This is a genomic window from Providencia sp. UF-183, from assembly GCF_058246155.1.
Genome location: NZ_JBSICD010000029.1, coordinates 19,277 through 33,628 on the forward strand (window position 1 = coordinate 19,277; position 14,352 = coordinate 33,628).

Sequence of the window (14,352 nt, forward strand, 5' to 3'; positions counted from 1 at the left end):
ATTTATGATTTTGATTGGAGCTCAATAGCCCCAAGCATGCCCTTCTTAATTGATGGCTTTATTGTGACAGCTAAAATCACATTAACCGCTATTGTGGTTGGGATTTTATGGGGAACCGTATTAGCAGTCATGCGTTTATCGACTTTCAAGCCAATTAGCTGGTTCGCTGCGCTGTATGTTAATACATTCCGCTCGATTCCACTGGTTATGGTCTTGTTATGGTTCTATTTAATCGTTCCTAGCTTATTGCAAAATGTTCTAGGCTTATCACCAAAAAATGATATTCGTTTGATTTCAGCAATGATAGCCTTCTCTCTTTTTGAAGCGGCTTATTACTCTGAAATCATTCGGGCAGGTATTCAAAGTATTTCCCGAGGTCAAGCCTCTGCCGCATTAGCGCTAGGCATGACTCAAATGCAAACGATGAGACTCGTCGTGCTACCACAAGCGTTTAAAGCGATGGTGCCGCTGTTATTAACGCAAGGCATTGTGTTATTCCAGGATTCATCCCTTGTGTATGTCCTGAGTTTAACCGACTTCTTCCGTACCGCCACCAACATTGGTGAGCGAGATGGCACGCAGGTAGAGATGGTACTGTTTGCAGGTCTGGTGTACTTTATTATCAGTTTTGGCGCTTCAATGTTAGTGAATTATCTTAAGAAAAGGACTGTTTCATGATTACCCTGAAAAATGTCTCTAAATGGTATGGCCAATTTCAGGTGCTGACAGACTGCACAACTGAAGTTAAAAAAGGCGAAGTTGTGGTAGTTTGCGGGCCATCTGGTTCGGGTAAATCCACATTAATAAAAACAGTGAATGGTTTGGAACCTATTCAGCAGGGTGAGATTTTTGTGAATGATATTCAGGTCAATAGCAAAAAAACAGACCTTGCAAAACTGCGTTCTAAAGTAGGAATGGTATTCCAACACTTTGAATTATTCCCACATTTATCCATTATTGAAAACTTAACACTGGCGCAAGTCAAAGTGCTTAACCGTGATAAAAAAGCCGCGGAAGCAAAAGCATTGAAACTGTTGGAGCGTGTTGGCTTATCCAGCCATGCCAATAAGTTCCCAGCACAGCTTTCAGGTGGTCAGCAGCAACGTGTCGCTATCGCTCGCGCGCTTTGTATGGACCCAATTGCGATGCTGTTTGATGAACCAACATCTGCACTTGACCCTGAAATGATCAACGAAGTGCTTGATGTTATGGTGGAACTCGCCAATGAGGGCATGACCATGATGGTGGTTACGCACGAAATGGGCTTCGCCAAAAAAGTGGCCAACCGCGTGATCTTTATGGATGAAGGTAAGATTGTTGAAGACAGCAAAAAAGAAGATTTCTTTGCTAACCCACAATCTGACCGCGCCAAAGATTTCTTAGCGAAAATTCTGCATTAATTTTTGATAGGGAGCCATTTGGCTCCCGCCTCTCCAGATTGCAATTTCACGCCGATTCACACACTAAATTGCGATTATCCGCGAATAAAAATCCCCAACAACTCGCTGAATTTGAAATAGTTCAAGAAACCACTACCATTTGCCTGACTTTTTAGTTAAGTTGTTTGGTTATCAGAGTAAAATATTCTGACTCCGTTCCCCGAAAAGCAATATCCAGCTTCCCCCGTAGGTTCAGCTAATCAACTATTGTTGTTTTCGGTGAGGATCCGCTATGCTATGCGGATCTTAATTAAGAAAGACATTCACGCTACAGATGTAGCCTTTATTCACCATAGGATTATCGGTGCCATGCAAGAACAATATCGTCCAGAAGATATAGAGCCTAAAGTACAGCGTCACTGGGATGAAAAAGCAACTTTCAAAGTGACTGAAGACAACAGCAAAGAGAAATACTACTGCCTGTCCATGCTACCTTACCCTTCTGGTCGACTACACATGGGCCACGTACGTAACTACACCATAGGTGACGTGATTTCCCGTTACCAACGCATGTTGGGGAAAAACGTTCTTCAGCCGATTGGTTGGGATGCGTTTGGTCTACCCGCTGAAGGCGCTGCGGTTAAAAACAACACTGCACCTGCACCTTGGACATACGCCAATATTGATTACATGAAAGGCCAACTGAAAATGTTGGGCTTTGGTTATGATTGGGATCGCGAAGTTACCACTTGTACCCCTGAATATTACCGTTGGGAACAATGGTTCTTCACTAAGTTATATGAAAAAGGCTTAGTGTATAAAAAAACTTCAGCGGTTAACTGGTGCCCACATGACTTAACCGTTCTGGCGAACGAGCAAGTGGTTGATGGCTGCTGCTGGCGTTGCGATACCCCAGTTGAACGTAAAGAAATCCCACAGTGGTTTATTAAAATCACCGATTACGCAGAAGAGCTGCTCAACGATCTGGATAAATTAGAAGATTGGCCTGAGCAAGTTAAAACCATGCAACGTAACTGGATTGGCCGCTCTGAAGGAACTGAAATTACCTTTAACGTCGCGGATCGTGCTGAAACCTTAACCGTTTACACCACCCGTCCAGATACCTTTATGGGTGCGACTTATGTCGCTGTTGCTGCTGGCCATCCATTAGCCAAAGAAGCGGCTGCAAACAATGCTGAATTAACGCAATTTATCGATGAATGCCGTAACACCAAAACCGCGGAAGCGGATATGGCGACCATGGATAAAAAAGGCATGGCGACAGGTTTATACGTTATCCATCCATTAACCCAAGAAAAATTACCGATTTGGGTCGCTAACTTCGTGTTAATGGAATACGGCACCGGTGCGGTCATGGCGGTTCCTGCTCACGATCAACGTGACTGGGAATTTGCTCATAAATACAACCTGCCAATCAAAGCAGTCATTGCGGATGCAGAAGGTAACGAACCTGATTTATCTGAAGAAGCCATGACAGAGAAAAATTCCCTGATTAACTCAGGTGAATTTAGTGGCTTAGATCACGAAGCTGGCTTTAATGCGATTTCTGACAAACTGGTTGCTTTGGGTGCTGGCCAACGCAAAGTGAATTATCGCTTACGCGACTGGGGCGTTTCTCGTCAACGTTACTGGGGCGCACCAATCCCAATGGCAACATTGGAAGATGGCACTGTCGTTCCTGTTCCTGAAGATCAACTGCCGGTCATTTTACCTGAAGACGTTGTGATGAATGGTATCACCAGCCCGATTAAAGCGGATCCTGAGTGGGCAAAAATCACCATTGATGGCCAGCCAGCGCTGCGTGAAACTGATACCTTCGATACCTTTATGGAATCGTCTTGGTACTACGCACGTTATACTTGCCCACAACACGATGAAGGCATGTTAGACCCAACCGCGGCAAACTATTGGTTACCTGTTGACCAATATATCGGTGGTATCGAACACGCTATCATGCACTTAATGTATTTCCGCTTCTTCCACAAACTGATGCGTGATGCAGGCTTAGTAAACTCCGATGAACCCGCTAAACGCCTACTGTGCCAAGGCATGGTATTAGCTGATGCGTTCTATTACACCGGAAGTGACGGCCAACGTGTTTGGGTTTCTCCAGCAGAAGCGATTGTTGAACGTGATGATAAAAACCGTATTGTTAAAGCCGTAGATGCCGAAGGCCATGAACTGGTTTATACCGGTATGAGCAAAATGTCTAAGTCGAAAAACAACGGTATTGACCCGCAATTAATGGTCGAAAAATACGGTGCTGATACTGTTCGCCTGTTTATGATGTTCGCTGCACCACCTGAGTTAACCCTTGAGTGGCAAGAGTCGAGCGTTGAAGGGGCTAACCGCTTCGTTCGCCGCGTCTGGCGTTTAGTGCATGAACACACACAAAAAGGTGCAGTTTCACCTTTAGATATCAATGCATTAACCCCTGAACAAAAAGATTTACGCCGTGACTTACACAAAACTATCGCAAAAGTCACCGATGACGTGGGTCGCCGTTATGCATTCAACACTGCTATCGCTGCTATCATGGAATTCATGAACAAATTGGTTCGTGCACCACAAGAAAGCGAGCAAGACCGCGCATTAGTGCAAGAGTCTCTTGAAGCGATTACCTTGATGCTTAACCCTATTATTCCACACGTTTGCTTCGAGATGTGGAAAGCGCTGGGTCATCAAGAAGACGTTGATTTTGCAAACTGGCCTATCGCTGATGAAAAAGCCATGATTGATGACACCAAATTGGTTGTCGTTCAGGTCAATGGTAAAGTCCGCGGGCGTATTACCGTACCAGCTGATGCAAATCAGGAATTTGTTTTAGATATGGCTCAAAAAGAGTCAAGCGTCGCGAAATACCTTGAAGAAGTGAGTATTCGCAAAGTAATCTATGTACCAGGCAAATTGCTGAACCTTGTTGTAGGTTGATATTAGGTTGTTGGCTGATAAGGAGGCCAGGTGCGTTATCTGATAACTTTATTTTTGAGTCTTGCGGTGCTAGTCACCGCAGGTTGCGGGTTTCGTTTACAAGGAACAACACAAATTCCTGAAGAATTGAAAACATTGCAACTGAGTTCAAACGACCCATACGGCTACCTTACGCGTGCGCTTCGGGAACAATTGCGTCTCAATAACGTGACAATTCTCGAAACAGGCAACGCGAGCGTCCCGATTTTGAAAATCACCAGTTCCAGTGAAAACACTGAAACGGTCTCGATTTATCAAGATGGTAAAGCTGCCGAGAAACAATTAACGTTCACTATGAATGCACAAGTTTTGATGCCAGATGGCGCGATTTACCCGCTGCAAAGCCGCGTAGAACGCACTTTCTTCGACAACCCGTTAGAAGCGCTTGCAAAAGATGCAGAAAAAGAGATTGTTAGGCAAGAAATGCAAGAGCAAGCGGCACGTAACATCGTCCGTAAGTTACTGTTGGTTCACTCAGCTGAACTTGAAAAAGCAAAAACTCAAGCCGCTGAAGCTAACACTCAACCATAATGACGCGTATTTACCCTGAACAGCTGGCCTCTTCGTTACAAGAGTCTCTAAGAGGCCGCTATTTAATTTGGGGCAATGAGCCCCTCCTTCTTCAAGAAAGTCAGGATGCGATTCGCAAAGCCGCTATTGAGCAGGGTTTCGAAGAGCATTTTACTTTCACCCTTGAGCAAAATACGGATTGGGATGAAATTTTTAGCCTGTGCCAAGCACTGAGCTTATTCGCCAGCCGTCAAACGCTCACCTTACTGCTCCCTGAAAATGGCCCCAATGCGGCTATGGCAGAAAAATTAAACCAGCTTTCCCAATTATTGCATGCTGATTTACTGTTGGTATTGCGTGGGCACAAGTTAACCAAAGCCCAAGAAAACAGTGCATGGTTTAAGGCAATTAGCCAAGATGCGATTTATGTCAGTTGTTTAACACCTGAATACCAACGCTTACCTCAATGGGTATCTAAACGCGCTTACAGTATGCGGTTATCCCTCGAAGCAGAAGCAAACCAATTGCTTTGCTATTGTTATGAAGGGAATTTATTAGGATTAGCACAAGCCCTTGAGCGACTTTCATTACTCTATCCAGACGGAAAATTGACCTACCCACGAGTCGAAAGTGCCGTGAATGATTCCGCTCACTTCACGCCGTTTCATTGGGTTGATGCCCTCTTAGCGGGCAAATCTCGCCGCTCATGGCATATTCTTGAGCAACTTCAACACGAAGACGTTGAACCTGTTATTTTGCTCCGCTCAATCCAACGTGAGTTAATGCTGTTGATTACCTTAAAACGCCAATCAACAACTACACCATTAAAAACCTTATTTGACCAACATAAAGTCTGGCAAAACCGCCGTGGCGTGATGACTGAAGCCTTGCAACGTTTGAGCTTGCATCAATTACAATCGGCTTTGATGTTACTTACCCAAGCAGAAGTTCATATTAAACAAGATTTTAGCCATTCTGCATGGCCTGATCTTCAATCACTGTCTATGTTGCTATGTGGCAAAGCATTCGCAGAGAATTTTATTCATGGCTAATAATCACCCCCCCAAAGAAAATACGCTTGGCTTGCAAGCATTGTTTGGCGGGACATTCGACCCAATCCATTTTGGTCATTTGCGCCCAGTTCAAGCACTCGCAGAGCAAGTTGGATTGCAAAAGGTTCTTTTGCTGCCGAACCACGTTCCGCCACATCGCCCACAACCAGAAGCAAGCCCGTCCCAACGGTTGGAGATGGTAAAATTAGCCATTCAGGACAACCCGTTATTTACCATTGATACACGGGAACTCGAAAAAAATTCGCCCTCTTATACCATTGAAACACTAACCGAATTACGCCAAGAAATGGGAGCTACCCAACCTTTAGCTTTTATTATTGGGCAAGATTCGTTGCTTTCCATTAATACATGGCATGGGTGGGATAAAATATTAGATAACTGCCATTTATTGGTTTGCTCACGTCCAGGGTATGCAACACAATTTACCGACCCGCAAATGCATGCGTGGCTTTCACAACATAAAACAGCGCAGCCTGAAAAATTACGCAGCACCCCTCATGGTTATATTTTTTTAGGGGATACGCCGCTTATTAATATTTCTGCTACAGATATCCGCCAAAGATTAATGGCTGGCGATAGCTGTCGCGATTTAATTCCAGAAGCTGTTTTGCAGTATATTCACCAACAAGGCCTTTACCAGCGATAAGGGCTTTCCCTTAATACATCGCAGTTAGGGTAGGGCTCAAAAAAATATTGTTTTTGAAGGTAATCATCAGGATATTGCTGAAGTAATTGTTGCATCATCATTAATGGCCGATTAATAGGCAAATTCCCTTCTCGATAATCATTAATTAGCCACAGCAACCGTTTTTTTTCATCCTGCGTAGCTTTGTGTTTAAAATACCCTTGCATATGGCTAAGCGCATTTACTTGAATATTTTTAGGCGCTACGGTCGCAAATATTTCCATCAAGCACGCTTTATATTGATTAAAAAATAACGTCAGGTCACTGCCTTTGCGAATATTCGCCACGAAGCGGCCTGTTAATTGGTACCCTACTGGGGAGTACGCCATAATCAAATATTTATGACGACTATGAAATTGGATTATTTCATGATGAGTTAAATTTCGTTGTAAATACTCAAGGCGCTGCAAAGTATATAACTGCGTTAAAAAAGCATCCCAGTGTTCTATATCTTGCAATTTATCCCCCGTTAAAATGGGTATATTGGCAGGGAATAAACTGATTAATTGCGACAGGTTCTGTGGTGTACAAATCAACCCCAACACCGTATCTGTACAAGAAACACTCGATAGATTGATTATGGATTCCACAATAGAAGCTATGTCATTCTGCATTTTTGCCGGGATGGGATTAATCCCTTCAAATATAAAAACTTGTGGCTTAATTATTTGCACTCTCTCCATCCCATTCTAAAATATTTGTTAGGGTAAGAATTTCTTTTGTTATTTTGTAAAGTTAACACAAACTTCTTGCCCAAATGAGCAGATATCCCTATAAATTTCACTTCAAAATGAATAAAAAAGAATTTAGCCGATTTTTCTTAAAATCTAGGGTAAAATGACTCTGCTGAAAATGAGTCTAATTCGTTTATTGGCAGCAAACTATTTGTCTATAAACTACAAACAGTATTTAACATTCTATTCTGTTTGTTTGAATAAAAGGTGAACCTTTTGCAAGGAATTGAACTTCAAAAATTTATTATCGAAAGTCTTGATGATGCGAAAGCTGAAGACATCATCACTATCGATGTCCAAGGGAAATCAAGTATTACCGACCAGATGATCATCTGCACAGGGACTTCAAGCCGCCATTTGATGTCCGTTGCTGACAGGTTGATTGACGCTTGCCGTAAAAATGGGTTAATGCCGTTAGGTGTTGAAGGGCAAGGTATTTCTGATTGGATTGTTGTTGATCTTGGCGATGCCATTGTTCACATCATGCAAGATGAAAGTCGCCGTATGTATGAATTAGAAAAACTCTGGAGCTGAGGTTGAAATTACAGCTCATCGCCGTTGGAACAAAAATGCCGGACTGGGTTCAGACCGGCTTTATGGATTATCTCCACCGCTTTCCTAAAGATATGCCGTTTGAATTAACGGAAGTGCCTGCTGGAAAACGGGGGAAAAATGCAGATATCAAGCGCATATTGGAAAAAGAAGGTGAGTTAATGCTTGCCGCTGTGGGAAAAGGCAATCGCATTGTCACACTGGATATTCCAGGGGATCGCTGGGATACCCCAAAACTGGCTGTCCAGCTTGATAAATGGAAACAAGATGGTCGCAATGTGAGTTTGTTGATTGGTGGCCCAGAAGGCCTTGCGCCTGCCTGTAAAGAAGCGGCTGAGCAAAGTTGGTCATTATCACCACTAACACTACCACACCCTCTGGTTCGAGTCCTTGTTGCCGAAAGTCTTTATCGGGCATGGAGTATTACGACTAATCACCCTTACCACCGGGAATAGTCAGGTTTGAATATGTTCAAAATGGCAATGGGATGAAAACACAACGCACCCCTTTTCGCGATCATACCGCTGAGTCTGTCTTATTTATTCGCCGAGCGCTGATTGCCTTCGGCGTGATTGTTATTTTGACCGCTATTCTTGTCACCAATTTACATCACCTGCAAATTGTTCGTCATGAAGACTACCAAACTCGCTCAAATGATAACCGAATCAAATTAGTGCCTATTGCACCAAGCCGCGGAATTATTTATGACCGACGTGGTACGCAGCTTGCACTTAACAGTACCTTTTACCAGCTTGAGATCGTCCCTGAAAAAGTTGGCGACTTAAAAGAAACGCTTGAAAAACTGCGTGGTGTCGTCGATTTAACTGATGAAGACATTACTAATTTTGAAAAAGAGCGTAAACGCTCGCGCCGTTTTACCTCTATCGCACTGAAAACTCAGCTTAATGAAGTGCAAGTTGCACGTTTTGCCGTTAACCAGTACCGTTTTCCGGGTCTAGAGGTTAAGAGCTATCAGCGCCGCTCTTATCCTTACGGTTCTGCATTAACTCACGTCATTGGCTACGTCGCAAAAATTAATGATAAAGACGTTGAACGCCTTGATAAAGAAGGGTTATTACCAAACTATGCAGCTAGCCATGATATCGGTAAGTTAGGCATAGAACGGTATTATGAAGATATTTTGCACGGTAAAACAGGTTATGAAGAGGTCGAAGTCAATAGCCGCGGCCGCGTGATCCGCCAGTTACATGAGCAACCGCCTCAAGCTGGTCGCGATATCTACCTGACTATCGACCTAGAACTGCAAACTTATATTGAAAAACTGTTAACCACCAGCCGTGCTGCTGTCGTCGTCACGGATCCACGCAACGGTGAAATACTGGCATTGGTGTCAAACCCAAGCTATGACTCAAACTTATTTGTTAATGGTATCTCGAGCAAAGATTATCAGGCGCTGCTAAATAACCCAGATAGACCGCTGATTAACCGTACCACTCAGGGTCTCTATCCACCTGCATCAACGGTAAAACCATTTATTTCGGTCGCGGCTTTAAGTGAAAAAGTAATCACACCAAATACCACTATTTTTGACCCTGGTTGGTGGCAACTTCCTGGCTCTGAAAAACGTTATCGTGACTGGAAACGTTGGGGACATGGCAAATTGAATGTCGTCAAATCCATTGTTGAATCGGCGGATACTTTCTTCTACCAAGTTGCTTACGATATGGGGATAGACCGTCTTTCTGCGTGGATGACACGTTTTGGTTTTGGGGAATATACGGGGATTGACCTTGCCGAAGAACGTTCAGGCATCATGCCAACTCGCGAGTGGAAACAAAAGCGCTATAAAAAGCCATGGTACCAAGGAGATACCATCCCTGTTGGTATCGGGCAAGGTTATTGGACTGCAACTCCAATCCAGATGTCTAAAGCATTGATGACGCTAATCAATGATGGGCAAGTGAAAACCCCTCACTTGCTGTATGGTACAAAGTTAGGTAACGCGATGGTGCCGTACGAAGACAAAGAAACCAAGCAAATTGGTGATATCCACTCAGGGTATTGGGAACTTGCCAAACACGGTATGTATGGCGTTGCCAATGCGCCTAACGGTACAGGCCGACGCAGTTTTATTGGCACCCCCTATAAAGTGGCGGCAAAATCAGGGACTGCGCAGGTATTCAGTTACGAAACGTATAATGCAAGTAAGCTGGCGGAACATTTACGTGACCACAAATTAATGATTGCCTATGCGCCTTATGATAAACCTACCATTGCTGTCGCGATTATTTTAGAAAACGGCGGTGCAGGCCCTGCAGTCGGTGATATTGTTCGCCAAATATTTGACCATGTTCTGCTCGGTGATAACCGAACTGAAGTGGTCTCATCGACAGCGGGAGCTGGGGAAGATCGCTAATGCGTATTTTAAGAACCTTTTTTGTGAGCAATAAAGATTATGACTGACGATAAGAGAAAAAATTCATTATCAACACGTCTACACATAGATGTGCCTATGTTATTGATCATTATTGCCTTACTTGCTTACAGTGCATTTATTATGTGGAGCGCTAGTGGGCAAGACCCTGAAATGATGGAAAGAAAGCTTGGGCAAATCGCTACTGGCTTTATTGTCATGATTGTAATGGCGCAGATCCCTCCACGAATGTATGAAAGCTGGGCACCACATTTATTTATTTTTTGTGTCATTCTACTGATTTTCGTGGATGTATTTGGCCAAATCAGTAAAGGGGCTCAACGCTGGTTAGATTTAGGCTTTGTGCGTTTTCAGCCTTCCGAAATCGCCAAAATAGCCGTGCCATTGATGGTGGCGCGCTTTATGAACCGCGACTCATGCCCGCCTTCATTTAAAAATACGCTGGTAGCCTTGGTACTTATTTTTGTTCCAACACTGTTAGTTGCCGCACAGCCTGACCTTGGAACCTCCATTTTAGTTGCCGCCTCAGGGCTGTTCGTTCTATTCCTTGCGGGTATGAGCTGGCGGCTTATAGCTGTCGCAGCCATCGCACTAGCCGCCTTTATCCCGCTGTTATGGTTCTTCTTGATGCATGATTATCAAAGAGCCCGTGTAATGATGCTACTCGACCCTGAAACTGACCCATTGGGTGCAGGCTACCATATCATTCAATCTAAAATCGCCATTGGCTCCGGCGGGCTTATGGGCAAAGGTTGGTTGCACGGTACGCAATCTCAACTTGAGTTCCTACCAGAAAGGCACACCGACTTTATTTTTGCTGTGCTGGCAGAAGAACTTGGTTTAGTGGGGGTTCTTATCCTTCTAGGGCTGTATATCCTGCTGATCATCCGCGGCCTGTATATCGCAGCAAGTGCACAGAATACATTTGGCCGAGTTATGGTTGGCGGGTTGATATTGATCCTTTTTGTTTATGTATTTGTTAATATTGGCATGGTAAGTGGTATATTACCGGTAGTTGGCGTCCCTCTCCCCTTAGTGAGTTACGGAGGGTCTGCATTAATTGTCTTAATGGCTGGGTTCGGTATTATCATGTCGATACATACACACCGAAAATTTCTATCCAAAAGTTTATAAAATGAGGCTTAGTATGCGTTTACAATGGATAATGCTTGGCATGACTGCCGCGCTACTCAGTGGCTGTGTGACAGAAGAAGTTAAGCAGGCACCGCAAGTGCCCACAAATGTGCCAACACAAGATGTGCTAGGTGCAGAGCCTCATTATGAGCCATATCACCCAACGGCAAATAACGATTATTCCCGTAATGGTCAGCAATATCAAATTGTTCGCGACCCTGCTCAATTTTCACAAGTCGGTTATGCGTCAATTTACGGCGCTGAATCTACGGGTAACATGACCGCAATTGGCGAACGCATAAACCCTGTAGAATTAACCGCGGCACACCCGACTTTACCCATCCCAAGCTACGTTCGCATTACCAATATGATGAATGGCCGTATGATGGTGGTTCGTGTTAATGACCGCGGCCCCTACGTTCCGGGTAAAAGCATTGCAGTTTCCCGTGCAACGGCAGATCGCTTAAATTTAATGCCGACGACAAAAATTAAAATTGATGCAATTTCGGTCGCGCAAGATGGCAGTTTATCAGGCGTAGGCACCATCGGCTCCAACTTTGTCAAACAAAGCTACGCCCTACCGGGTCGCCCACAATTAGGCTCAGGTCCAATGGGCACGCCTGTAATGGAAAACTTACCAACGCCAGAAAATGCATTGCCTGTTCAACAGCCTAAAGAGCCAATGCAGCCAACTATGCCTGACATGAACTTGCAAACACCTGCACCGACACCAGCGCCTCAAGCCGCTAATGAAGAAGCAGTACCTGAACGAGGCTTTTTAGTTCAAGCAGGGGCAATTAGTAGCCAAACCAATGCACAATCGATGCTGAATGAGTTAAAAACTCAGTTTAATGTGCCCGGTCGCCTACAGCCTTACAATGGTATTTATCGCGTACAATTAGGGCCATTTAGCACCAGACAACAAGCTGTCGAGGTTCAAGGGCGTTTGCAGTCCGAACGAAACCAAGCGTCGATGGTTGTCGCACCTTAAGACTTCAAATACGTGAAGTGGTGTGAAATAACGCCACTTCGGGTATGAAAAAGATAAAATGCAATAAAATGATTGGCGCAATGTAAAAGGGGCATTTTTGTTCACTCACTCTTTTGCTACACTGCGCCTCCTTGTGTTAACCGAATTTCGGATGTAATGGTACAACCATGAATAATGTCGCTCCATCACGCATCGTGCGTCATACTGTGCTGGGTTCCGCACTGCTGCTTTTGACTGCCAATATTGCAACTGCTAATGAAACTTTTCCAAACACCTCAATTCCTGCGGCACCACCTATCGATGCTGAAGCTTACATTCTGATTGATTATAATTCAGGAAAAGTCCTCGCTGAAAGTAATGCAGATCAGCGCCGCGATCCTGCTAGTTTAACCAAAATGATGACGAGCTACGTGATTGGTCAAGCGATTAAATCAGGTAAAATCGGTGCAAATGACATGGTCACAGTAGGTGAAGATGCTTGGGCAACCGGAAACCCTGTGTTTAAAGGCTCCTCATTGATGTTTTTAAAACCAGGTGATCGCGTCAGTGTTTCTCAGCTAACTCGCGGTATCAACCTGCAATCCGGTAACGATGCCTGTGTTGCAATGGCGGATCATATCGCTGGGGATCAAACCAATTTCGTCCAGCTGATGAATGGTTATGTGAATAAACTGGGCTTGAAAAACACCCATTTCCAAACCGTTCATGGCTTAGATGCCGATGGTCAATACAGTTCAGCGCGTGATATGGCACTGATTGGCCAAGCGCTGGTGCGTGATGTCCCTGAAGAATATGCCATTTACAAAGAAAAAGAATTTACCTTCAACAATATCCGCCAAACAAACCGCAATGGTCTATTGTGGGATAAGAGCCTCGCGGTTGATGGGATCAAAACAGGCCACACCAATGCCGCAGGTTATAACCTTGTCGCTTCAGCGACTGAAGGTGACATGCGTTTAATTTCTGTTGTTATGGGCGGTAAAAGCAGTAAAGGCCGTGACGCAGAAAGTAAAAAATTATTAACTTACGGCTTTCGTTTCTATGAAACAGTCAAACCGTTACAAGCAGGTGTTGATTTTGCCAGTGCGCCTGTCTGGTTTGGTGATGAAAATGAGGTCAAACTCGGTGTTGTGGAAGACCTCTACCTGACTATCCCACGCGGCCGTTTAAAAGACTTAAAAGCCAGCTATGAATTATCCACAACTGAGTTGCAAGCCCCATTAACGAAAGGCCAGCAAGTGGGTACAATTAGCTTCCAATTAGATGGTAAAACAATCGAGCAACACCCTCTAGCAGTACTGAAAGACGTTGAAGAAGGTGGCTTTTTCAGCCGTTTAATCGACTACATTAAACTGTTATTCCATCGCTGGTTCGGCTAGCCCTTGAAACGAAAATAAGTCATCCCCATATAGTAAGTATCAATATGTTTGTTGGATGAAGACAACTCATTGGCTGGTTTGATACCAGCCAATCTTTTTCAACCAGCGACACAATTTTAAAAAATTAGGAGTGCCCATGAAAACGAAATTAGGTGAACTGCTTGAGTTCCCATGTCCATTAACTTACAAAGTAATGGGCTTGGCACAGCCTGAACTGGTTGATCAAGTGATTGAAGTGGTACAGCGCCACGCACCGGGTGATTATGCCCCTGATGTCAAACCAAGCAGCAAAGGTAACTATCACTCAGTGTCCATTACCATTAATGCCACCCATATCGAACAAGTTGAAACCTTGTATAGTGAATTAGGTGCATTAGAATTAGTGAAAGTTGTTCTTTAATGAACGCTTAACTAAAAAACCGAATAGCGTCACAGCTGTTCGGTTTTTTTTGTTTTATGCATTAGATAAATAACAAATTAATAACAAAGCGAACTGGAGATATGCTTTTTGCGGAGTTATACTGCCCTC

14 protein-coding genes are annotated in these 14,352 nt (G+C 44.0%); 13 read left to right on the forward strand and 1 reads right to left on the reverse strand.

Annotation, left to right across the window (positions count from 1 at the left end; all coding sequences use genetic code 11):
• The 6 genes from gltK to nadD all read left to right on the forward strand — a co-directional run bounded on the left by gltK (position 1) and on the right by nadD (position 6,599).
• On the forward strand, positions 1–678 hold the full coding sequence (gene gltK / locus AC4IFT_RS20300; protein ID WP_206085472.1) for a glutamate/aspartate ABC transporter permease GltK: 678 nt from the start codon (positions 1–3) through the stop codon (positions 676–678).
• Positions 675–1,400 (forward strand): amino acid ABC transporter ATP-binding protein, encoded by a 726-nt coding sequence (locus AC4IFT_RS20305; protein ID WP_490736535.1) that lies wholly within the window; start codon positions 675–677, stop codon positions 1,398–1,400. Before gltK ends, AC4IFT_RS20305 begins: the two co-directional genes overlap by 4 nt.
• A gap of 348 nt (positions 1,401–1,748) precedes the next feature.
• Positions 1,749–4,331 carry a leucine--tRNA ligase gene (leuS, locus tag AC4IFT_RS20310; protein ID WP_490752563.1) on the forward strand — a complete coding sequence of 861 codons (2,583 nt, stop codon included), beginning with the start codon at positions 1,749–1,751 and terminating at the stop codon, positions 4,329–4,331.
• 30 nt (positions 4,332–4,361) lie between these two features.
• Positions 4,362–4,901 (forward strand): LPS assembly lipoprotein LptE, encoded by a 540-nt coding sequence (gene lptE, locus AC4IFT_RS20315; protein ID WP_490736534.1) that lies wholly within the window; start codon positions 4,362–4,364, stop codon positions 4,899–4,901.
• Positions 4,901–5,932, forward strand: coding sequence for a DNA polymerase III subunit delta (gene holA / locus AC4IFT_RS20320; RefSeq protein WP_490752540.1), 1,032 nt, complete (start codon positions 4,901–4,903; stop codon positions 5,930–5,932). Before lptE ends, holA begins: the two co-directional genes overlap by 1 nt.
• Entirely contained in the window at positions 5,925–6,599 is a 675-nt protein-coding gene (gene nadD / locus AC4IFT_RS20325) for a nicotinate-nucleotide adenylyltransferase (protein WP_490752542.1), read from the forward strand. Before holA ends, nadD begins: the two co-directional genes overlap by 8 nt.
• Here nadD and AC4IFT_RS20330 read toward each other — a convergent pair.
• On the reverse strand, positions 6,587–7,312 hold the full coding sequence (locus AC4IFT_RS20330) for a DUF1722 domain-containing protein (protein WP_490752544.1): 726 nt from the start codon (positions 7,310–7,312) through the stop codon (positions 6,587–6,589). The genes nadD and AC4IFT_RS20330 overlap by 13 nt on opposite strands.
• Before the next feature lie 267 nt (positions 7,313–7,579).
• Here AC4IFT_RS20330 and rsfS point away from each other — a divergent pair, with 267 nt between their 5' ends.
• The 7 genes from rsfS to ybeD all read left to right on the forward strand — a co-directional run bounded on the left by rsfS (position 7,580) and on the right by ybeD (position 14,223).
• Positions 7,580–7,906, forward strand: coding sequence for a ribosome silencing factor (gene rsfS / locus AC4IFT_RS20335; RefSeq protein ID WP_490736530.1), 327 nt, complete (start codon positions 7,580–7,582; stop codon positions 7,904–7,906).
• 2 nt (positions 7,907–7,908) lie between these two features.
• Positions 7,909–8,379: a 23S rRNA (pseudouridine(1915)-N(3))-methyltransferase RlmH gene (rlmH, locus tag AC4IFT_RS20340; protein WP_273827574.1), complete on the forward strand. Its 471-nt coding sequence runs from the start codon at positions 7,909–7,911 to the stop codon at positions 8,377–8,379.
• Positions 8,380–8,411: 32 nt separating this feature from the next.
• Positions 8,412–10,301 (forward strand): peptidoglycan DD-transpeptidase MrdA, encoded by a 1,890-nt coding sequence (gene mrdA, locus AC4IFT_RS20345; protein ID WP_490752546.1) that lies wholly within the window; start codon positions 8,412–8,414, stop codon positions 10,299–10,301.
• A 39-nt stretch (positions 10,302–10,340) separates the two neighbouring features.
• Positions 10,341–11,453, forward strand: a complete 1,113-nt coding sequence (gene mrdB / locus AC4IFT_RS20350; RefSeq protein ID WP_490736528.1) for a peptidoglycan glycosyltransferase MrdB — start codon at positions 10,341–10,343, stop codon at positions 11,451–11,453.
• Positions 11,454–11,466: 13 nt separating this feature from the next.
• Positions 11,467–12,444, forward strand: coding sequence for an endolytic peptidoglycan transglycosylase RlpA (gene rlpA / locus AC4IFT_RS20355; protein WP_490736527.1), 978 nt, complete (start codon positions 11,467–11,469; stop codon positions 12,442–12,444).
• 167 nt (positions 12,445–12,611) lie between these two features.
• The gene (dacA, locus tag AC4IFT_RS20360; protein ID WP_206085256.1) at positions 12,612–13,823 is read left to right on the forward strand and encodes a D-alanyl-D-alanine carboxypeptidase DacA; all 1,212 of its coding nucleotides are present in this window, start codon (positions 12,612–12,614) and stop codon (positions 13,821–13,823) included.
• Positions 13,824–13,959: 136 nt separating this feature from the next.
• Positions 13,960–14,223 carry a DUF493 family protein YbeD gene (ybeD, locus tag AC4IFT_RS20365; protein WP_047756149.1) on the forward strand — a complete coding sequence of 88 codons (264 nt, stop codon included), beginning with the start codon at positions 13,960–13,962 and terminating at the stop codon, positions 14,221–14,223.
• Positions 14,224–14,352: the final 129 nt, after the last annotated feature.

Bases quoted from the DNA above. Each gene is read 5' to 3' on its own strand.
- AC4IFT_RS20305 (WP_490736535.1), top strand. From the start codon at position 675: ATGATTACCCTGAAAAATGTCTCTAAATGGTATGGCCAATTTCAGGTG.
- leuS (WP_490752563.1), top strand. From the start codon at position 1,749: ATGCAAGAACAATATCGTCCAGAAGATATAGAGCCTAAAGTACAGCGT.
- holA (WP_490752540.1), top strand. From the start codon at position 4,901: ATGACGCGTATTTACCCTGAACAGCTGGCCTCTTCGTTACAAGAGTCT.
- nadD (WP_490752542.1), top strand. From the start codon at position 5,925: ATGGCTAATAATCACCCCCCCAAAGAAAATACGCTTGGCTTGCAAGCA.
- mrdA (WP_490752546.1), top strand. From the start codon at position 8,412: ATGAAAACACAACGCACCCCTTTTCGCGATCATACCGCTGAGTCTGTC.
- mrdB (WP_490736528.1), top strand. From the start codon at position 10,341: ATGACTGACGATAAGAGAAAAAATTCATTATCAACACGTCTACACATA.
- rlpA (WP_490736527.1), top strand. From the start codon at position 11,467: ATGCGTTTACAATGGATAATGCTTGGCATGACTGCCGCGCTACTCAGT.
- dacA (WP_206085256.1), top strand. From the start codon at position 12,612: ATGAATAATGTCGCTCCATCACGCATCGTGCGTCATACTGTGCTGGGT.
- ybeD (WP_047756149.1), top strand. From the start codon at position 13,960: ATGAAAACGAAATTAGGTGAACTGCTTGAGTTCCCATGTCCATTAACT.